General features: G+C 68.0%; 13 protein-coding genes and 1 pseudogene. 8 read left to right on the top strand and 6 right to left on the bottom strand.

Annotated elements, in window-relative coordinates; all coding sequences use genetic code 11:
- Nucleotides 1-375: 375 nt before the first annotated feature.
- The 3 genes from OOT46_RS26615 (at nt 376) to OOT46_RS26605 (ending at nt 4,915) form a co-directional block, all read left to right on the top strand.
- Nucleotides 376-2,085, top strand: a complete 1,710-nt coding sequence (locus OOT46_RS26615; RefSeq protein ID WP_265406657.1) for a site-specific integrase — start codon at nt 376-378, stop codon at nt 2,083-2,085.
- A gap of 310 nt (nt 2,086-2,395) precedes the next feature.
- Complete coding sequence (locus OOT46_RS26610; protein WP_265406656.1) at nt 2,396-3,481, top strand: AAA family ATPase; 1,086 nt, start codon at nt 2,396-2,398, stop codon at nt 3,479-3,481.
- Between the two features lie 207 nt (nt 3,482-3,688).
- Nucleotides 3,689-4,915, top strand: coding sequence for an acyl-CoA dehydrogenase family protein (locus OOT46_RS26605; protein WP_265406655.1), 1,227 nt, complete (start codon nt 3,689-3,691; stop codon nt 4,913-4,915).
- 18 nt (nt 4,916-4,933) lie between these two features.
- Here OOT46_RS26605 and OOT46_RS26600 read toward each other — a convergent pair whose 3' ends face one another.
- A complete protein-coding gene (locus OOT46_RS26600) occupies nt 4,934-5,863 on the bottom strand; it encodes a LysR family transcriptional regulator (RefSeq protein ID WP_265406654.1) in 930 nt (309 codons plus the stop codon).
- 247 nt (nt 5,864-6,110) lie between these two features.
- Between OOT46_RS26600 and OOT46_RS26595 the strand changes: the two genes are divergently transcribed.
- The 3 genes from OOT46_RS26595 to OOT46_RS26585 all read left to right on the top strand — a co-directional run bounded on the left by OOT46_RS26595 (nt 6,111) and on the right by OOT46_RS26585 (nt 9,437).
- A complete protein-coding gene (locus OOT46_RS26595) occupies nt 6,111-7,085 on the top strand; it encodes a chromate resistance protein ChrB domain-containing protein (protein ID WP_265406653.1) in 975 nt (324 codons plus the stop codon).
- A 14-nt stretch (nt 7,086-7,099) separates the two neighbouring features.
- Nucleotides 7,100-8,395, top strand: a complete 1,296-nt coding sequence (locus OOT46_RS26590; RefSeq protein WP_265406652.1) for a chromate transporter — start codon at nt 7,100-7,102, stop codon at nt 8,393-8,395.
- Nucleotides 8,396-8,510: 115 nt separating this feature from the next.
- The gene (locus tag OOT46_RS26585) at nt 8,511-9,437 is read left to right on the top strand and encodes a Fe-Mn family superoxide dismutase (RefSeq protein WP_265406651.1); all 927 of its coding nucleotides are present in this window, start codon (nt 8,511-8,513) and stop codon (nt 9,435-9,437) included.
- Here OOT46_RS26585 and OOT46_RS26580 read toward each other — a convergent pair.
- Entirely contained in the window at nt 9,429-9,917 is a 489-nt protein-coding gene (locus OOT46_RS26580) for a hypothetical protein (RefSeq protein ID WP_265406650.1), read from the bottom strand. The two genes, OOT46_RS26585 and OOT46_RS26580, sit on opposite strands and share 9 nt — an antisense overlap.
- 300 nt (nt 9,918-10,217) lie before the next feature.
- Here OOT46_RS26580 and OOT46_RS26575 point away from each other — a divergent pair, with 300 nt between their 5' ends.
- Together OOT46_RS26575 and OOT46_RS26570 are read left to right on the top strand one after the other, a co-directional pair.
- Entirely contained in the window at nt 10,218-11,000 is a 783-nt protein-coding gene (locus OOT46_RS26575; protein ID WP_265406649.1) for a class I SAM-dependent methyltransferase, read from the top strand.
- 41 nt (nt 11,001-11,041) lie between these two features.
- Nucleotides 11,042-11,225: pseudogene (locus OOT46_RS26570) on the top strand (IS5/IS1182 family transposase); the annotation flags it as partial.
- A 108-nt stretch (nt 11,226-11,333) separates the two neighbouring features.
- Here OOT46_RS26570 and OOT46_RS26565 read toward each other — a convergent pair.
- From OOT46_RS26565 to OOT46_RS26550, 4 genes are read right to left on the bottom strand one after another with little or no spacing between them, the layout of a single operon-like run.
- Nucleotides 11,334-12,755, bottom strand: coding sequence for a hypothetical protein (locus tag OOT46_RS26565; protein WP_265406648.1), 1,422 nt, complete (start codon nt 12,753-12,755; stop codon nt 11,334-11,336).
- The gene (locus OOT46_RS26560; protein ID WP_265406647.1) at nt 12,752-15,697 is read right to left on the bottom strand and encodes a glycosyltransferase family protein; all 2,946 of its coding nucleotides are present in this window, start codon (nt 15,695-15,697) and stop codon (nt 12,752-12,754) included. Before OOT46_RS26560 ends, OOT46_RS26565 begins: the two co-directional genes overlap by 4 nt.
- Before the next feature lie 10 nt (nt 15,698-15,707).
- Entirely contained in the window at nt 15,708-19,052 is a 3,345-nt protein-coding gene (locus tag OOT46_RS26555) for an eCIS core domain-containing protein (protein WP_265406668.1), read from the bottom strand.
- Nucleotides 19,053-19,066: 14 nt separating this feature from the next.
- A complete protein-coding gene (locus tag OOT46_RS26550) occupies nt 19,067-21,022 on the bottom strand; it encodes an AAA family ATPase (RefSeq protein ID WP_265406646.1) in 1,956 nt (651 codons plus the stop codon).
- Nucleotides 21,023-21,026 lie beyond the last annotated feature (4 nt).

The following is a 21,026-nucleotide window of genomic DNA, read 5'->3' as shown; positions in this document are numbered from 1 at the left end:
CCCGAGCGAGCGGCTGGGCGACTCGCCGAGCGCATCGACCTGCCGTCGAGATGGGCTATACCCGGCGCCCCTCAATCGGCCCGTAGCCGCACCTCGGTGTCGGGTATCAGCGACCGGGCGATCCCGGCTGGTCGCCGCGCCGCAGCTTGTGGACATCTACGTGGCCGCTGCGCCAGACGTCGCGCCACTGCGGGCCGCGCAACGCGAGGACAACAGGGCGCGCGGAAGCTGTTCGCGCCGGTGCAGAGTCAGGCCACGGCCGGCGCCGCACACGGGTGCCGAGACGCGGCCCCCCTGTCCCCAGCATTCTTGATATTGCTATCACGATAACTGTTCTTATCAGGATAGCGAATTCGGGGCCATAAACTGGCCGGCATGAAATCGAACCGCACCGCCATCACCCCGTATCCAGACCCGGACGGGTTCCCTGGGCCTGCCGAGCTGGCAGCCCTGCGTGGCTGGTATGCAGGCTTGCCGGCGCGCCAGGCCGTCGTTCACTACCTGGGCGATCGCAAGGCGACAGGGCAGTCGTCGCGCGCGATGATCAGTGCGATCCGACAGCAGCTCGTCCGCTTTGCCCGATCGCGTCATCGCGATGAATGGGTCGAACTGCTGCTCCACCCGCCGGCACAGCGGCTGCAGCAGGCGAGGGCGGTCTTGCGGGTCGTGGAAGCGCTCCGCCACGCGCCGCCGCCGGCACCACTGATCACCGATGACATCGCGCGGTGGCTGCCGGCTCGTTCGGTCGGCGTGCTTCAGCGCCACGGCATCAGGACGCTGGCCGACTTGACGCTGCGTGTGCCACGGCGCAAGCGCTGGTGGTCCGGCCTTCAAGGGCTGGGCCCGCGAGGCGCGGCGCAGATCGAGGCCTTCTTCGCGGCTCACCCTGAGCTGACCGAGCGGGCGAGGGCGCTGGTGGTGGTGGCGTCGTCCGAGACGGCGCCCTGGGAGCAGCTGGTCGTGCCCGCTGAAGTCGACGGCTCGCGCGGCACATTCAGGGCGCCTCGTGCCACCTGTGCCCTCTCTGCCGACAACGACTACGAAGCGGTGCAAGCCTGGCTGGCACTGCAGGAGTCCGCGGCGACGCAGCGGGCGTATCGCAAGGAAGCCGAGCGTTTGATGCTGTGGGCGATCCTGGAGCGGGGCAAAGCGCTCTCGTCCTTGACGACGGAGGACGCGATCGCCTACCGCCAGTTCCTGCGCCGGCCGACGCCGCGCGAGCGCTGGGTCGGACCGGCGCGCCCTCGCTCCTCAACCGAATGGCGGCCTTTCCAGGGGACGCTCGCGGCGCGCTCCATCGCCTACGCGCTGTCCGTGATCGGGGCCTTGTACCGCTGGCTCATCGAGCAGCGCTACCTGCTGGCCAATCCGTTCGCCGGTGTGCGGGTGAAGGGCGCGAAGCGGAGCACACCGCTCGATGCGGGGCGCGGGTTCTCCGAGCACGAATGGCCCCTGCTGCGCTCCGCGGCCGACGCCATCGAATGGACACACGGGTGGTCGGAAGAGGGCGCCCGGCGATTGCGCTTCATTCTTGATTTCTGGTACGCGACGGGCCTGCGTCCGCACGAAATGGTCGCCGGCCGACTGGGAGCGATCCGCCGAGACGACCATGGCGATGACTGGCTGAAGGTCGTTGGCAAAGGGAGCAAGGAGGGGGAGGTGGCTCTGCCCTTGTCCGCGATGGCCGCGCTCGACAAGTACCTGGTTCAACGCCGGCTGCCGGTGACTCGCTCACGCTGGGCACCGGCGACCCCCTTGGTGCCCAGCCTCGCGGAAGACGGCAGCGGCATCACGCCGTCCCGTCTGTGGGCGATCCTGCAGCGCTTCTTCCGGCACGCAGCGGATCAGCTGGAAGGGTCGAGCCCGGCGACAGCGGAGAAGCTGCGACGCGCCACGCCGCACTGGATGCGACACACCCATGCCACGCATGCTCTGGCCTTTGGCGCCGAGTTGACCACCGTCCGGGACAATCTGCGCCACGCGTCGGTCGCGACGACCTCCGTCTATCTGCACACCGACCAGGTCAAGCGGGCGCGCCAGATGCGGGAGGCGTTTCCGGTGCAGGGCCAGTCGCGGCCGAAATGAGCTGGCAAGGGTCGAGGCAGATCTGCGAGCATGGCTCACCTGACCTGCAAGCTCGCCCTGTGCATCGAGTGCGAGCAGCACGCCGCGCGGTCGGTTCGGACGCGAACCCGAACCGGCCGCGAAGAGTGCGCCGTGCGGGTGGCCTTCGAAGGCGGGCAGCGCGGTGAGCGACTCGAGATGCCGCTCCGCGGGTCGACCACAGACAAGGTTTGCAGGGCTTCGACTTGCAGCACCTGGAGTCCTCCATGGTTGATTGCAAGCAATTATAGAACGTTGCTTGAATTTTAGTGGTCCACTAAAATTCTCTGCCATGACCGACGCGTTCTCCATCTTTCCGCGCCCGGGCCTTGCCCGCCACTACCTGGACCGCCTCCTGACCTCGCCCAACCGGGCGCTGTCGGTGTTCGGCCCCCGGCAGGTCGGCAAGACCACGCTGCTGCAGCACGACCTCGTCGCACTGGCCCAGCGTGAAGGAATCGCCACCTTGTACGTGGACTTCATGGCGTCCCCGAACGCGCTGGAGCTGCTGAACGCACGGCTCGCCCAGCTGGTGCACGAGGCCCGGATGGCCCTGCCCAAGCGGCATGTCAAATCGGCCAAGGCCGCCGGCTTCGCCATTGACCTCGAGCCGGCGCCGGCCGACCCGGTCAGCGGGGACCCCGGCGTGCAACTGCAGAACGCGTTCTCCGCCCTGACCCGGTTGCGGCCTGGTGTGCGTTTGCTGCTGATGCTCGACGAGGCCCAGGAACTGGTCCGTCAGCAGGACGGCGAGCGCACCATGAAGGCGATACGCGCCCTCTTCAATACCTTTCAGGGGCAGTTGCTCCTGCTGATCACCGGGTCGTCTCGCGAAGGCCTGTTGCGGCTGTTCGGGGACCGCCATCGCGCCAGCTTCGGGCTGGCCGACCACGAGGACTTTCAGCGGCTGGGCCAGGACTTCGTCGAGGCCAAGGCGGCTGCGTTCAACAAGCAGCGGCGCCAGCCGATCGACATCGAGACGCTGTACACGGCGTTCCTGGCCATGGAACAGCGCCCGGCCGACTTCATGGCCTACTTGTCGTTTCTGGCGATCAACGAAGTGCGGGACGTGGTGGGCAGCGTGCAGGTCTTCCTGCGCACCCGCTATCCGATCGAGGCCGTGCGGGACCGCTTCCAGCGCTTCACGCCGCTGCAACGGACGGTGCTCACGCTGCTGGCGGCGGGCCCGTGCCAGATCGCCAGCAAGGAGACCTTGGACCGTGTGGCGCGTGAACTCGGCGTGTCCGTCACTGCGGGTGGAATCCGACACGCGCTGACGTCCTTGCCCCCCGATGTGGTTGCGAATCCGGCTCGGGGCCACTACGAGATCGTGGATGCCCAGCTGTTGGCCTGGCTCAGGGAGCCGGGCCGCGAGTGAGCGGAGAGGGCGCGGGGGCAGGGTGCAGGACTTGCAGGTTCGCGACCGCTCGACCGGCTCTGCAGTTGGGCCGGGCGCCGTCCATGAAAGCGGCGCATGGAGCTCCCCCGCATTGTTCATGCCGCCACAGCTTCCTCCTCCCTAGACTCGGAGGCATCCGAATCCGGCGCCTTTCCCGGGCGCCTGCAAGCCACCGAGGTCTAGTTCATGGAATTCGAGTATTCACCCAAAGTCCTTGCCCTCAAGGCGAAGCTCCTCGCCTTCATGGAGGAACACATCTATCCCAACGAGGAGCGGCGCGAGGCCGAACTGGCGGAGAACGCGAAGCGGGGCAGGGCGTATGCACCGTACCCGCTGCTGGAGGAGCTGAAGGCCAAGGCTCGCGAAGCGGGCCTGTGGAACCTCTTCCTGCCGGAAACCGAGTACGGTGCCGGCCTGTCCAACCTGGAATATGCGCCGCTGGCGGAGATCATGGGCCGCCGATACTGGTGCGGGGAAGTCTTCAACTGCTCGGCGCCCGACACCGGCAACATGGAGGTGCTGGCGCGCTACGGCAGTCCGGCGCAGAAGCAGCGCTGGCTGGAGCCTTTGCTGGAGGGCAAGATCCGCTCGGCCTTCGCGATGACGGAGCCGGCCGTCGCCTCGTCGGACGCGACAAACATCGAGTGCAGCATCCGCCGCGACGGCGACCACTACGTGATCAACGGGCGCAAGTGGTACATCACCGGCGCGTCGAACGAGCGCTGCGAGCTGCTGATCGTGATGGGCAAGACCGCGCCCGACCATCCGGACCGCCATCGCCAGCAGTCGATGATCATCGTGCCGAAGGACACGCCTGGCGTGAAGATCGTGCGCGACATGGCTTTGCTGGGCGTGTTCGATCCGCCCTCCGGGCATCCCGAGATCGTCTTCGAGAACGTGCGGGTGCCGGTGGAGAACCTGCTGCTCGGCGAGGGTCGGGGCTTCGAGATCGCCCAGGGGCGCCTCGGCCCGGGCCGCATTCACCACTGCATGCGTGTCATCGGGATGGCGGAGGCTGCACTCGAGATGATGTGCCAGCGCCTGGTGTCGCGTGTCGCATTCCACAAGACGCTGGCCGAGCAGGGCGTTTGGCGCGAGCGCGTCGCGGAGTGCCGCATGCTCATCGACCAGGCCCGATGGATGGTGCTGAATGCCGCCTACAAGATGGACACGGTGGGCAACAAGGTGGCGGCGAAGGAGATCGCGATGATCAAGGTCATTGCCCCGAAGAACTGCTGTCATGTCATCGACACCGCGATGCAGGCCTTCGGTGCGGCCGGCTTCAGCCAGGACACGATGCTGACCTGGTACTACGCCTATGCGCGCCACCTCCGCACCGCCGACGGCCCGGACGAGGTGCACCGCAACGCGATCGCGAAGCAGGAGCTGGCGGCCTATCTGCCGGCTCGGTGAGCTGGCCCACGAAGAGCGCTAAGCCTTGCCTTTCGGCGCGCCGGGTTCGGCGAAGCAGGCGACCACCTGCTCGCGCAGCCAACGGTTCGTCGGATCGTTCTCGGCGTTCTCGTGCCAATAGAGGTAGACATCGGGGCCGGCCACGTCGAGCGGAAAGGGAAGCAGCTGGTTGTTCAGGGCTGCGTTGGCCGTGGCGGCATAACGCTCCGGCATCGTGAGCACGAGGTCCGTCATCGCGACCATCTGGCAGGCGGTCCAGTAGTGCTGGCAGCGGGCCACCAGCTTGCGCTCCAGCCCGAGGCGCTGCAGCGCCATGTCCTCCATGCCCGGCCCGCTCTTGCGCGACGTCGCCAACACATGCTCGAGCTGCAGGTACTCGTCGAGGCTCAGCGCGTCGCGCACACGCGGGTGCCCGGCTCGGGCTGCGACGATGAAGCGGCTGCCCCCCAGCAAGCGGAACGAGACGCCGGGTGCACGCGGCAAGAGCGCGTCGATCGCCACATCCAGCTCGCCGCTGGCCAGGGCGCTGTGCAGAGCGTTCCTGTCATGGTGCATGGCTGCAATGCCGACGTGGGGCGCCACGGCCCGGATCCTGGCGGTGAGGGCCGGGATGGTGGCGGACTCCACAATATGCCGGACGCCGACCGTGAAGGTCTTGGAGCAGCTGGCCGGATCGAAGTGGTTCAGCTGGTTCAGCGAGCTCTCGATCTCTTTGAGCGCCCGGCGCACCGGGCCGATCAGCTCGTGCGTCAGCGCCGTCGGCACCATTCTGTGGCCCTCACGCACGAACAAGGGGTCGTTCAGCATCTCGCGCAGGCGTGCCAAGGCGTGGCTGATGGCGGGCTGCGTCAAGCTGAGTCGCTCGCTGGCGCGCGTGATACCGCCCTCGGTATAGATCGCGTCGAGCACGACGAAGAGGTTGAGGTCGATGCGGGTGATGTTGACCATGCGTGAGCGAACTGGGGACCTGTGCCTATGTTCCCATGAACCCGGTCGCCGGCACGCCCTCAGTCGCGCGATCAGGCGCGATGCAAGGAGGTGAGGCGACCTTGACGCGCGCCCGACCTGCACGCCTCACGCGCTCAGGGAATGCATGACTCCCAACGGCGACTCGCCAAGAGAACGGGCTGCTCGTCTGGAGCTGGGTTTGCACATGAGTTTGTAGTGAACGAGACATTCGCGTATTATTCTCTACATGAACTCACGCGGCGCGGCGTCTTGGCTGCTGTTTGTTGTCTCGTTGCCCACCAAAAGCGCGACCGCAAGGATGCGGGTCTGGCGTGCGCTCAAGGCCGCAGGCTGCGCCGCGCTGCGCGACGGCGCCTACCTGCTGCCCGGCGACGCCACCCGACAGGAGGCCTTACGGCAGTTGGGTGAGGAGTGCCGCAACGAGGGCGGCAATGCGTGGCTCCTCGCGGTACAGCCTCTTCACAGCGACGAGGAGGCCGTGTTCCGTCAGCTGTTCGATCGCACCGAGGACTACCAAACCTTGCGCAGGAGTTGGAAGGACGCGACTGCGACGCTGAGCGGTTTGGCAGCTGCCGAGTTGCTGCGGCTGCAGCGCAAGTTGCAGCGCGAGTACGACGCACTGCGGTCGATCGACTTTTTCCCCGGCGAGGGCAGTGTGGAGGCGCAGGCCGCCTGGGCCGAGCTTTGTGCACGCATCAGCCGACTGCTCTCGCCCGACGAACCGAATGACACGAGCGGAGCCGTCCCCAGGTTACAGGCGACGGCCTACCAGGGACGCACCTGGGCCACGCGCCGCCGGCCTTGGGTCGACCGCGTGGCAAGTGCGTGGCTGATCCGCCGCTTCATCGATCCCCATGCCCGTTTCGAGTGGCTGGAGCAGCCGTCGGACTGCCCCAAGGAGGCACTGGGCTTCGACTTCGACGGGGCGGCGTTCACGCATGTGGGGGAGCGGGTCACGTTCGAGACCCTGATGGCGGCCTTTGGGCTCGAGGGCGATGCGGCCCTGATGCGGCTTGCGGCGCTGGTCCACGTGCTCGACGTGGGAGGCGAGCCGGTGCCCGAGGCGGCCGGTTTTGAAGCGGTGATGGGCGGCGCACGCGAGCGCGTGGCGGACGACGACGCCTTGCTGGACGAGATGAGCCAGGTGCTGGATTCGCTCTACGCCCATTTCGAAGGGCAGGGCGCCCGAACCGGAAGCTGAAGAGGAGGCTGATGATGACCAAGGAAGCGAAGGCGCCGGGCGCAGCGAATGCGACCGAAGCCGCCGGCTATACCCTGTGGCAGCTCGTCGCCTACATGCTGGGCCTCGGCACCTGGGGCTTTGGCGGACCCGTGGCCCTGGTCGGCTACATGTACCGCGACCTGGTCGAGAAACGCGGCTGGATCGCGGAGAGCGACTACAAGGAGGGTATGGCACTCGCTCAGCTGATGCCCGGACCGCTGGCCGCGCAGCTGGCGATCTACCTCGGCTACGTGCACTACCGGCTGCTCGGCGCCACGCTGGTCGGCCTGGCCTTCGTGCTGCCGTCCTTCCTGATGGTGGTGGCGCTCGGCGCCACCTACCTCGCCTACGGCGGCATCGGTTGGATGCAGTCGGTGTTCTATGGCGTTGGCGCGGCGGTGATCGGCATCATCGCCATGAGCGCCTACAAGTTGACGACCAAAAACGTCGGCCGCGACAAGCTGCTGTGGGTGATCTTCCTCGTCAGCGCCGCGGTCACCGTCATCACGCAGACCGAGGTGGTCTGGATGTTCCTCGGCGCCGGCGTACTGGTCTGGCTGTGGCGGGCACCGCCTGCGTGGCTGGGGCAGGGCCGCTGGCCGCGTGTCGCTGCGCTGGCGGTGGCCGTCATCCTCGGTGCCGGCACCCTCTTCTGGCTGCTCGGTGCGCCAGTGACGCCGCTCGGCGCGGGCGGCCCGCAGGGAGCCGCCGCATCGGCCAGCGGCCTCTATGCCGGCGGTCCGTTGGACTGGCAGAAGCTCGGGCAGATCGGCGCCTTCTTCACCTACGCCGGCAGCTTCGTGTTCGGCAGCGGCCTGGCGATCGTGCCCTTCCTCTACAGCGGCGTCGTGCAGGACTTTGGCTGGCTCAACGACCGGCAGTTCGTGGATGCCGTCGCGGTCGCGATGATCACGCCCGGCCCCGTGGTCATCACGACCGGCTTCATCGGCTACCTGGTGGCGGGTGTCTGGGGTGCCGTGGTGGCGGCCGTCGCGACCTTCCTGCCCTGCTACCTGCTGACGGTGCTGCCGGCGCCGTACTTCAAGAAGCACGGCAAGCGGCCGGCCATCGTGGCCTTCGTCGATGGCGTCACGGCCGCAGCGGTGGGCGCCATTGCCGGCGCGGTCATCGTCATCGGGCAGCGCTCGATCACGGACTGGATCACCGCGGCGCTTGCCGTCGGGACGGCTGTGGTGCTGTGGCGCTTCAAGAAGTTGCAGGAGCCGGTGATCGTGCTGGTCGCGGCGCTGATCGGTCTGGTGGTGCATCCGCTCCTGACTTCAACCTGAGGAGCGCAGATGCAGCCAACCTCCATCGGTGTCTCGACGCTGCCGGACTTCAGCGGCCCCGCCGTTCCACGCTGACGGCCGGTTTGACCCCTTTCCACCATTCCAGCACCGAGACATGAACCTGCAACTGCGTCCCTTGGCCCTTGACCTCTCGTGCCTCCATGGGCTGTCCCAGCGGCTGCTGGCCAGCCACCACGAGAACAACTACGCCGGCGCGGTGAAGCGCCTGAACGCGATCCGCCAGCAGCTGGCCCAGCTCGACTGGGCCACCGCACCGGTGTTCGTGGTCAACGGCTTGAAGCGCGAGGAGCTGGTCGCCGCCAACTCGGCCTGGCTGCACGAGCTGTACTTCGAGGTCCTGGGCGGCGACGGCGTCTTGCCGTCCTGCGGGCTCTCGATCGCCATCGAGCGTGACTTCGGCTCGATGCAGCGCTGGCGTGACGAGTTCACTGCGCTGGCCAAGGCCATGGGCGGCGGCTCGGGGTGGGCGCTGCTGTCGTGGTCGTCCCGGGAAGGCCGGCTCGTCAACCACTGGGCGGCCGATCACACGCAGCTGCTGGCCGGCGCGACGCCAGTGCTCGCGCTGGACATGTACGAGCACGCCTACCACATGGACTTCGGCGCGAAGGCGGCCGCCTACGTGGATGCGTTCATGAACAACATCCAGTGGGACAAGGTCTACCGGCGCTATGGCGCTTCCATTGCTGCCGACGCGACGGCCTGGGCGGTTCAGCCCGCCGCCGTGGCGGACGCCGCGCAGCTGATCGACGTGCGCCGCGCGGAAACGTACGCGGAGGCGGTCGACAAGATCGCCACCGCCACCTGGCGGGATCCGGCGCAGCTGGCCGCATGGAGCCAGGAACTGGACCCGAAGCAGCCCGTGCTGGTGTACTGCCTGCACGGCCTCGACATCGGCCGCTCGGCAGCACTGGCGCTGCGCGCCCGCGGCTTCGATGCGCGCTACGTCGTCGGCGGCATCGAGGCCTGCCGGGCTGCGGGCGTGCCGCTGTCGGCAGTGGCACATCCAGGAGGCTCAGCATGACACGACAGCACGTTCATCGGCGCCCTCTGCCTCGATCGCAATCGCTCGGCAAAGCCTGGAACGCAAGCTGAGTCCGAGCAGTCCCGTCAGGACAAAGGACCACGTAGCAGGCTCCGGGACAGGAGTCATCAAGAAGAGGCCGTAGGTGCCGTCCACCGCGTCCTGGCCCACGGCAACGATTTGCCCCGCGTCGTTGAGTGCGTCAGCCCTTATCAGTGTCTTCCCGGGCAGGTTCACGAGTTCGTTGAGATCCTGGAGGGGGGCGCCGTCGAGCGAAACAATGGCCCGGCTGTTCAGCCGCTGATGCTCTGCAGAATAGGCCTCGGCATATCCCACCACCGTCCCCGCCTCGTTGATGGCCGCGGAGCGGACACGCGTCTCGACCTGCCCTTCGGCCCAATGAGGAGGAACGGCCAGCTCGTGCAACTGCCCGTCTTGCCAGACGGCCGCACTGCCGTCGTCCACGTCGCCGAAGGTCAACGGTCCCGATTAGGCCGCACGGCCCCACGGATGAGGGGTAGATAGCGCTCCAGTTCTGCCTATGTTCAATTCAACGCATTCCACTCGAATGCCGCAGGGGCCCAGCAACTCGGAGACCAGCCCGTAGAAGCAGCCGACCGGTGGGACATCGAAACCCACTTAAAGGCGCACTGGGTGATGCGCTGCATGCCGTGCTGTGCGGCGCTGGGCACAGCACGGCATGCTGCTGGCGCAACTGAGGCTTTTTGCTGCTCATTTGGATAGGCCTATCCACATCAACAGCCGACAGCGGAGATTCGCATGGTCCAACTATCCCCCCGCCAGATGGTGGTGGCGGTGCTCAGGAATCTGGCGCACCGTCTGCTGGGTGGCATCCGGCGCGGCGGCCACAAGACGGCGGTCTGGTCCGAGGAGGCCCGGCGTGCCCATGGCGAGTCGATCTACCGGGTGCTGTCGCCCTACGTGGGCGATGTCGCCGGCCAGACGGGCCTGGAGATCGGGCCGGGCGACAACCTGGAGGTGTGCGGCCAGTTTCTCAAGGCCGGCGGCGAGAAGATGATCGCCGTGGAGCGCTATGCGCAGCCGCCGCAGGTGAACGGCGTGTCCGTGCTGCGTGCACCCATCGAATCGATGAACCTCGACCGGCAGGTCGATTTCGCCTTTTCCAATGATGCCTTCGAGCACGTGGCCGATGTGCCCGTGGCGATGAAGGCCATCTACAAGGCGCTCAAGCCTGGTGGCCGGTTCATCTGCAACATCGACCTGCGTGGCCACAATGTCTTCAACCGCCCTCAGCGGCCGCTGGATTTCCTGACCTGCCCCGATGGGTTGTGGCGAATGATGTTCTCGCACATCGCCACGACGAACCGCGTGCGTGCGCACGAGTTCGTGCAGGCGGCCGAGGGCGCAGGCTTCGTGGTGAAGACGGCCAAGGCCCTGGCCAGCGCAGACCCGGCCTATTTGGCCAGCGTCAAGCCTCACATGCTGCCGCGCTACCAGCGCATCAACGATGAGGAACTGGGCATCGTGCAATACCTGCTGGTGCTGGAGCGCCCGGTCTCGACCAGGCAGGCCGTGGCCTGACAGGCCGCGCCGGCCATCGGCCGAAATATCACGCGCTCAGGCACACGCTGGACGAAGCCATCGAGCAGGTGAGCATCCTGGCCAATCAACGGCCGCGAACGGTCATGGCGGACAAAGGCTACCGGGGCGCCGATGTCGGCCGTGTGCAGATCCTCGGATCAGGTCAGAAGCCAGAAGCGCGGGGTGACCCGCACGATGAAGGCCATGATCAAACGACGCAGCGCCAGGGTGATGGAACAGCCGGGACCGGGCTGTCGTCGTTGCGCGAGTGGCTGGCTTGTCTCGGACGAGAAACGGCGCAAATCTCGGACGCTGGTCTCTTGCGCTGACGGTTCAGAAGCGGCATTCATGAAAGCCGTCATCCTCGCTCCAGGCGAAGGGGACATATGGCGCACGAGCACCGCTGCCCCAAGCGGCGAGCGCCTGCGCCATCGCCTGGTGCTCGGCGGCCACCACCCCCTGCTTCCAGCGCCGGTACGCCTCGCTTGGCGCCCGGTCGACGTGGTAGCAGCGCAACTCCTGCGGGTCGAGGAAGGCCATGCGATAGCCGAGTGCCTGCGCGCGACGGCTGGTCAGCACATCCTCGATGTAGACGCCGGCACACACCAGCGCACCGAGCCGAAGCCGCAGTTCAGGCGCAATCGCGGTGCAGTACCCGGCCACCTCGTCGACCACCTGCACACGCATGCCCGCCACCTCGGTGGTTGGCACCCCGAGCGCCTTGGTGGGCAGGTCCACGGGCTTGGCGCACACCAGGCCGAAACCGCTACGCGCCAGAAAGCGGGCCATCCGCCGCGGCCAGCCGCATGTGTGGAACTCGATGTCGTTTTCGAGTCGGATCACGCAGTCTCCGGCCGGCACCATCGCGAACAGGCGGTTGAAGGCGTAAGTGGCGTGGCGGTTCTGCGGCAGCCGGAACACCCGCACTTCCGCCCCACGGCTCCGCTGGTCCCCGCACCACACCCGCAGAAAGCGCGCCGTGGTTGCGCAGGTGCTGCCGTTGTCGACGATCCACAGCGGGTGCTGTTGCAGATCGGCAGTGATGCCGATGCTGGTGAGCGAGCGCACGGTGCATTCCCAGCGGGCGTTCTCGGGCGTATCGTTGATGCACAGCAGCAGCCGCACCGGCAGCGCGGCGGCCCCGCTGGGGCCTGCCGCGAGCTGCTCGATCAGCTCCTGCGGGAAGGCGCTCGCCTCGCCCACCCACAGCGACGCCGAGCGCCCATAGCCATCGCGCGTCCAGGCCGCACAGTCGATCAGGCGACCGCGCGGGTCGGTCTTCAGCCCGTCAAGCACCGCCTGCACCTGGACAAAGGTGCCGGGCTGAGCGTCGTCGATCAGCACCACCGCACGGTCCAGCTTGTCCTGCAGCCAGACGGCGGTGCGTTCGCGCGTCTGCAGGTCGCCGTCGAGGAACATCAGAAAGCGGCCCTCGATGTCCGAGGCATGAAAGGTGTCGTAGCCGCAGAAGGTGCCTGGATCGATGCCCAGGTGCGCCAGCCACTCGCGCACGCGGCACTCGTAGCCCGCGTCGTTCTCCACGTGCAAGGCGCCGGCGAGCACCGCGCTGCTGAAGCCGCTGCCGGTTTCTATCACACGCGTCGGCGCGAGCCGCTCGAGCAGCGCCGACAGGAGGGCGCCAGTCTCGGCCGAGGTGGCCATGCTGATCGGCTGGAAACGCGTGCCGAAGTCGGCCAGCCAGGCACGTGTGCGGTCCAGGGCTTCTCGATAGGCCGCGGCGAACGGCTTGTTCATCGCGCACATGCCACGATGCCGATGCCGCCCCAGTCGGCCGAGACCCGTTGCTCGGTCGCTTCGCTGCCCTGCAGCTCGGCCCACAGGCGCGAGACGCAGCAGCGCGCATGGGCATGCCAGTCGGAATCGACGATGTCGTGCAGGCCGATCAGCCGCGGCTGCAGACGCCGCGCGAACTCGAAGTCCTGCCGGCAGCCGCGGTAGCCATGGTCGCCGTCGATGAAGACGGCATCGCAGTGCGCGTTCAGCCGGGTTTCGATACCTGGGTCGCCCGTGTTGCCCACGACGAGCGATGGTGCCTGGCCGTAGCGGGCCTCGGCGTCGCGCGCTGCTTCGTGCCACTCGCGCCGCTCGGTGGCGGCGAGCGTGGTGATCGCGATCTCGCGCCCGGCTTCGTGGAAGCGACGCAGGATGTGCCACTCCTCGCCGCCCCAGCCCCCGCCCACCATCAGCAGGCTGCGCACGTTGTCGTGCAGCAGGCGATCGATCCACCACGCAAACTCCTCGGGCTTCTGCTCCAGCCGCGGCGCGGTGTGGCCGTCGAAGGGTCGGGGCATGGCGAGGTCCTGCGGCACGGGCACCGGCCGGACACCCGCCTGCCATTGGCGGAACGCGGGCTCGCCACGCTGCGACCAGAAGCGGTCCTGGTAGGGCAGTTCGCGCAGTTGGTCGAGCAGCAGGCAGCCGGTCTCGTCGCGGTGGAACAGCGTGCCGGGCCAGGCCTCCACGCCGCCATAGAACTGGGGCACGTCCTGCCAGCGGCGGCGGAACACATGCGCATGGCGCATCCAGAAAAAGGTGCCGCTGTAGTGCCAGTCACCCAGGTTGTGGTGGTTGCCGAAGCGCCCGTGCTTGCGGAAGATCCCCGTCATCGCGTGGCGCTGCAGCTGCTCCTTCACCGCGGGCCAGTGGTCGAGCAGCACGCCGTACTGCACCTCGGCCCAGCGGCGCACGCTGGGCGGAAACTGCGGCTCGTACTTCACACCCTTGGCGTGGGCGTAGAACGACAGCTCGTTGTGCTCGGTCGAGGCCACGCGTTCGAGCATGGACGTGAAGGTGATCGCTTCCCCGCGCTCGTCGTTCGGGGCGACGACAAACTCGCAGCCGTGGCCGTCCAGGTCGGCCTGTACCGCTTCGGCCGGCTCCGAGCGGGCGTCGCAGACGATGCCGATGATGCGGCGGCCGTTGAAGAGATCGATGCGGCGCTTCAGCTCGTCGAGGTTCCAGCGCCAGGTGCTGCCGCGCACTGGCCAGATGTGGTAGAGCAGGTTGCGCCTAGGAGGCGCGGTGAAAGGCAAGGGCTCCGGGCGTGCGGCTGGCGGTGCACGGCCGGCTACCAGCGGCAGCGTGGGGGCTGCAGGCGGCGAAGGTGCGATCGCAACGGGCTGCATGCTGGGCTCCTCGGTGGGCTTGTGTTGGGTCGTGATTGCCAGTACGCGCGCAAGACGGTCGCGGTAGCGGTGGCCGTCCAGGTGAGCGGCGCATTGCCGGCGCAGCGTCGCGAGCGCCTCGCGGTCGGCCAGCAGGTGCTGGACGATGGACACCAGTTCCTCGGGGCTGTCGAACTGCGGCAACTCGGGAAACACCTCGCCGATCTCTGCCCGGCGCTCGGACACCACCGCGGCGCCGCATGCCAGTGCCTCATAGATGCGCGGGTTCATTGCGTGGGCGGGCACGTGCTGGGTGTTGAAGTGATGGGTCTCGCGGAACACGTTGACCACGTTCTCGGTCTGGCGGTAGAGATCGGCGGTGCGGCCGGGCGGGATGTTGGTGGCCAGACACAGCTGCCGCAGTGCCGGAGCACGCCAGGGCCCGCCGACCACGTAGCCGAGCAGGCCGGCCTCGGCCAGCGTGAGCAGGAAACGTTCGCGCGTGGCGTTGTAGCCGCCGATGAAGCCGACCTTATAGGGCCTTGGTTCATCGCTGCTGTGGTGCACCTTGGGGTCAAAGCACACCGGCAGGTAGTGCGCGTTGCGGTGGCGGTGCAGCGTGGTGGGATCATTGGCGAACACCGCATCGAAGCCCGACGACCAGCGCTCGGTGTCATCTACTTCGTAGGGTTCGTCGGTGAGCCACACCGCCGTGCGGTAGGCGCGGAAGTGGTCGCGCCACTTCTGAGCGAAGCGACGACCGTGCACCACCATCAGCAGGTCGGGGTGGAAGGCGGCCACCTTCTCGGGCAGGCGTGGTTCGTCCCAGTAAGCGTCGGCATGGTCCACGCCGAGCTCGGCGGCTGCGTGGCGCAGGCCGTCGGCGAAGACCTCGCCGCAAGAGAGGAAGCGGTAGTTCACGACGAAGACGCGTTGGCGCCGCACCGGCGCCGCCACAGCGCATGCGCCTCCGGTGAATGCCTCTTGCGACAGGCGTGGCAAGCTTTGCAGCCGGCTTGCGGGGCTGAGGTTCACCAACTCCACGCCCTGCCGGCGCAGCGCCTCGGCCAGCGCGCCGTACTCCTGGTCGATCTGTGCAAGCCGGCTTGCGAGTGCATGGCGGCCGGTGGCGGCAAAGAAGTGATGGTCGGTGAAATCCACGCCGATCAGGCCAATGCGGCGCGCGCCCATGTGGGCGGCCAGGCACACCGCGACATAGGGCGAGTTCTGGGTGTAGTGGAGCACCCCATCAACGTCGAACTCCGTGCCGCCGTAGCGGCCGAGACGAAAGCGTACGACGGATGGATCGACAGGGCCGAGGTCGAGCTGCGTGAACAAAGCCAGAGCTTTGGAGCGTTCGACGTACCGAAAGCGGTCGGCCTTGAACTGGTTGCGTGGGTTCACGACTACTAGGTAGGTGGGGTCAAAGAGGCGACCGACGTCGTTGACACCGATGGTCGTGAGGCTCGGAAAGGCGGTGACGAGTGCTGCCGATGTGCCGCAGCCGACGACGAGGATGAGTTCGCTCGCGTGCGCCCCGCTCCACGCGGGCAGCGCCGAGTGATCCGGCAACAGCGCTCGGCTAGCGGTAGATGATGCGGACATTGGCGGTGCTCACCATGCTATGAAGTAGCGACGCGCCGGGCAGTCCCGCATGATCCATCTTCGCGACAAAGTCATCGCGATCGACGAAACCGCTTGCCGGGCGGGCGGCGATAACCTGTGCCGCTTTGACCGTGTCCATGCCTGCAAGCGTCGCCATCGTTGCCGCGTTGGCGGTACTCAAATTGACCACGCGACGAGTGGCGGGGGCCTTGACGGCCGACGAGCCCGGTGCTGCGACGAGGAAGTAGCGCGCCAGATCGGTGTCGATCGCGTTTTGCGTACGGCTGGGAGGCAACGGAGTCGTGCTCGTGCCGCGACGCACGGTACCAGTGGCCACAACCTCGGCCGGCACGGCCTCCTCGGCTTCGATCACGTCGGCTATCGCATTGTGTTGAGCCGCGGAGCGGCCGGGGATCGTGGTCGTTCCAGCGCGCAGAGCGGCCACCACGGCAGCTCGCCCTGCCGGCCGGTAGCCGGCTTCGACACGAATCGTCACCACGGCACCGCTCCTGACCGCGTCACGCACCGGCCGCTCGAACGTGCGCAACATTGATGCGATCGAGCTGTTGTTCGCGCGTTGGGTCAGCGGTGTCAGGTTGCGCCAGTCGTTGCCGGGACCGCCGAAGGTGCCGTTGATCAGGTGGCCTCGCACATAGTACTCACCGCCCGCGCTGAGCATGCGCCGACGCAGCCGGTTCCAGATGGCGTTGCCCTCAGCTGTCGGAGGCCGCGGACTGCCGATCTGGCTGAGGCTTACTACGGTGGCGACGGTGCCGAAGCGGCTCACGTTCACCGGGTCGTAGGTACGCTGCAAGGCGCCTATGGTGGTCGTGTCAACGAGTTTGGTCGACAGCTCGGCCAGCGTTGGGTTGACCACGCCGACAACGGCCCAGCGCCCATCGCGCGGCTCTGCGTCGAGCCGTTGCAGGTTATGGCGCAGGCGTATCGCGGCGAGCACCGGCCTGATCACCGCAAGTCCGATCCAGGTACCCGACAACCGGTTCACCGCCTGCGTGCCCTCGCGCACACCGTTCTGCAACCGTTGCTGTTGCGGCACGCTTGGGTCTCCGCCCAGCAGGCGACTGGCCAGGTTGCGCGCCTGGTTGCGGATCCAGTCCACCGCGCGGTCGAGCATGCGGTCAACGCTGGCCTGCAGCTCGCGGATCGTGCGCTGAATATGCGCCCCCACATCCCCCAGCCCGATGAACCGCGCCAGGAAGTCGAGAATCACGGGGATCGTGCGCGCCATCGTGTGCTCGACGAAGTTGGCCGCCGCGCCGATGGCGCCGGAGGCGATGGCAGCGATGGAGTTCACGATCGACTCCACCAGGTCGAGGATCTGGTTGATGCGCTGGATGAAGAACTGGATCGTCGTGTAGGTCTTGATGATGGCCTGGATGATGGCTCCCACCGGGTTCAGCATCGACAGCAGCTGCGTGATGCCGGCCACCACCAGCCGCCGCTGGATGAAACCGCGGATCGCACCCAGCGCTGTCTCTTGCAGGCCACCGAAGAACTCGCTCACGCGCTCGCGCAGCGCCTGCACCAGGCCACGCTGGCGAACTTCCTGCACCAACTGGAACCCCGCTTCGAGCGCGGCGACTGGCCGCTCGCCCATCAGCCGTACCAGCTTCTCACGCACGCGCGGCCACGTGATGCCAAGAACCTGCAGCACAAACCACACAATCCCGCGCAGGTCCCAACGCTCGGGCATCTGGACGCCGGCGCGGGCCACCGGACCGGTGAGCCAGGCGATCACGCCAGTGCGAAGGTGCGCGAGGATGTGGGTCATGAATTGGCGTACACCTCGGCCGACCGCACCAAGGAGGTTGCGCAGGAATCCCACCGGATCGTGGATGATGGTCACAAAGGTCCCACGCACACGGGAGAGGATCGTGAGGACACGGCGGCCTCCAGCGCCCATCGCTGCCTCGAAAATCAGCTCGAGCAGCTTGAGCAGCGCGACACCGGCGAATCCGACCAGGTCGGCCAGCAGCGGCCGGAACAGGCCCACGATGCGCTGTAAGGTCGCGATCGGGTGCAACACATCGTCGATCTGCAACGATGCCCACGCCGCGGCGAAGGTGCCCGATACACGGGACCAGGTAAGGTTGCGCGTCTGGGTTTCCAAAGTGAACCAGGCATAGGCCCGCTCCAACGCACCGGACTGCACGAGCTGGTCCACCTTCTCTGTGCCGCCGGGAATGAACCCAGCGAAAGCCCGCACCACCGTCAAGGCAGTGCGCGGCACGGGCGCACCGGTGAAGGGGTCGCGCCCCAGCATCACCGTCACGAGCTCATAACCGCGAATCTGGCGGCAGAAGCTGGCCAGCGGTGCCAGAAAGGTTTCCTTGAGCCAGGTGATGGCCTGTGTGACCAAGCGGTCTACCAACGTGCCGATGCGGTCGATCAGCGGCGTGAAGATTCTGCGCGCCCGCCGCCATACGTCACCAGGATGGAAGATGTCTCTCCAGCTCAGCGAATCGGTGAAGCGCGTGAACGCATCGCGCACGGCCTGGAAGCTCAACCCGAGCGCGCTGGTCTGCCCCACCACCCAGTGGCCCAGGCGCGTCATGATGCCGTAGCGCTCCAGCACCTGGAACAGGATCTCGCCGCCGGGAATGAGGCCCATTAAGGCACGCAGCACATTCACGAAGCTACGGTCGACGGCACGCATGTTGATCGGGTTGCGCCCGATGATCAGCGTGAGCAGCGTGAAGCCGGGCACGTTGGCGGCCAGCTCGGCCAGGCCGTCGAGGATGTCGCTCAGGCCCAGGCGCTGGATCGAGCCGGCCGGCTGCGGCGTCAGCGTCAGGTCCGCGCTGCGCTGCACGGCGGCGCGCGGCGCTGCGCCCTGCTGTACCGTGTGCGCCAACTCGTGCGCAATGAGTTCTTGGCCGGCCAATGTGTCGGGCTGGTACTGGCCGCTGCCAAAGAAGATGCGGTTGCCGGTGGCGAAGGCGCGCGCACCGAGGTTGCGGCTGGCCAGCGCGGCCTGCGCATCGGCGTGCACACGCACCGACCCGAAATCCGCACCGAAGCGCGGCTCCATGAAGCGGCGCACACGGGCTGGCAGCGGCTGCCCGCCGGCCGGCCCCCCGGGCAGCACTGCCGCACTGCCGCTACGCGCTGAGCTGCGATGGATGATCCCCGGCACCGCGCGCGACAGCGACGGCGCGCTCATCGTCATCACTGCACGTGCCGCCGTCGTTGCCTCTCGCTCGCTCGCATCTTCGGGCGAGGACACGCGCAGCGGCGCGCGCTGTACGCCTGCAGCGCTGCTGCCGCCACGGAACGCGCTGTGCACCGCCTCGGGTGCCACGGCCAAGGCCCCACTCATGACCACGCCCCAAAGCTCAACGAAGGGCAGGCCTGCCCGGCCCGCCGGTACTCTCGCCGCAAGGCCGTAGCCAGTTCATCGACACCCACGCCGGCCCCAGACCTGCGCTCCAGCGCCAGCAGCGTGGCTTGCAACGCCGCGTTGCGGATCTGGCCGCCGGTGAGCGTACAGCGCAGCGCCAGCTCGTCGAGCGCCGTGTCCTCCACTGCATGACCGGCCGGCAGGTGCGCGCACCACAGCCGGTGCCGCGTCTGCGCATCGGGCGGCGCGAACTCCAGCGTCACGTCCATACGGCGCGCGAACGCGGGGTCGATGCGATCGGCCGCGTTGGTCGTCACGACCAGGACGCCGTCGTAGCGCTCCAGCCGCTGCAGCAGATAGTTGGTCTCGAGGTTGGCGTAGCGGTCGTTGGCGTTCGAGACGCCGGTGCGGCCGGCCATCAGCGCGTCGCCTTCGTCGAGCAGCAGCACGATGTCCAGCGTTTCGGCGGCCTCGAACACACGCTCCAGGTTGCGCTCGGTCTCCCCGATGTACTTGCTCACCGTGGCCGCCAGGTCCACGCGGTACAGCGGCCGCCTCAGCGCCGCGGCGAGCTGGCGTGCGGCCAGGGTCTTGCCGGTGCCGCTGAGGCCCTTGAACAGCGCGCGCACACCGGTCGCGCCGGCATGGCCAAACGCCGCGGGCAGCAGGCCGTGCAGCGCCTCCCGGTGGCGGCAGCGCGCGAGCAACAGGTCGAACTCCTGCTGCAGTTCGTCGCCGACCTCCAGCGATTCCTGCACCCGCAGCGGCGGCACGCGCTGCGCCAGGCCGTCGAGCAGGAAGCGGCCCTGGGCGTCCACCTCCGCCGCCACGGTGGCCGCGTCGTCACCGCGCGTCTGCGCGGCGATGCGGTGAATGTGGCCGCGTGGCAGGCGCAGGCTGACCAGCGCCTCGTCGACCTGGTCGGATCGCCGCGCCATGCGCCAATGACGGCGGCGCTCGTCGAGGTCGGGCATCGGCAGCTCCAGCCAGCGCAGCACGCGCCCTTCAGCGGCCAGTCCGCCTTGCAGCGGCAGCTTCACCGCAAGCGGCGCACGCAGGCCGGGCAGCGGCGGCAGCCGGAGCTGCTCGCCGGCAGCGGGCGACAGGGTCAGCAGCGGCATTGCGCCGAGCAAGGTGGCGCGCGCGGCCAGCTGCAGCGGCTCTTCACCCTCGATGGCTTCGAGCCGCCCCAGCCCGGCGCTGCGCGCGAGGGCACCGGCCAGTGCCCGGCGCCCGCTGCCCGCGGGGCCGCGCAAGGCCCAGCACACATGCTCCGGCGCATGCTGCACTTGCGTGTGCTGCGCGGCGGACTGCAGCCCCGGCGGCAGGATCAGTTCGCTCCAGCGCGGCAAGGCTTGCGGCGGCGCCCACCCTGGCGCATTCCCTTGCGCGGCCTGCCACACCGCGGGCGGCACCGCCAGCACGCGCCAGCGGCCGACGCTCTGTTCGGTGACGAAGCCAGCGGCGAGCAACCGGTCCAACGCCACCGGCACACGGTCGTCGTCGGTGGCGGGCAGGCAGGCGCGCGTGGGTCGGCCATCGTGGCCCCGCAGCGCTTCGATCAGCGGGCCGAGCGACAGGTCCTCGTCGGCCAGCACACACAGCAGGAAGGTGTCGAGCCCCTCTGCATCGAGCGCCAGGGCGTCGCGCAAGCGGGCCAGCGGCTGCTGCGTCGCGCTGCCCGCGCCCCACAGGCGCTCGTCGAGTCGCGCGACCGCTGCCTCCAGCGTCAGGCCGTCGAGGCCGGAGGTGGCCGCGGCGTCAACGTGCACCTGCAGCCCCGGAAAACGCGCCAGCAGCTCGTCCAGCGGCGCCAGCAAGCGGGTGGCACGCTGCAGCAGCGAGAGCGTGCAGCGCAACAGCGCCAGGCGCAGCTGCGAGGTCGGGGCGGTGTGCGCGGGCAGTCGCAGGGCGGAGGCGGTGTCGTTCATGGGC

Origin of the sequence: Aquabacterium sp. A7-Y (assembly GCF_026153205.1) — a bacterium.
Lineage (GTDB): Bacteria > Pseudomonadota > Gammaproteobacteria > Burkholderiales > Burkholderiaceae_C > Caldimonas.
Note: the sequence above shows the minus strand (reverse complement) of the source record. Positions and strands in the feature narration are given on the sequence as shown.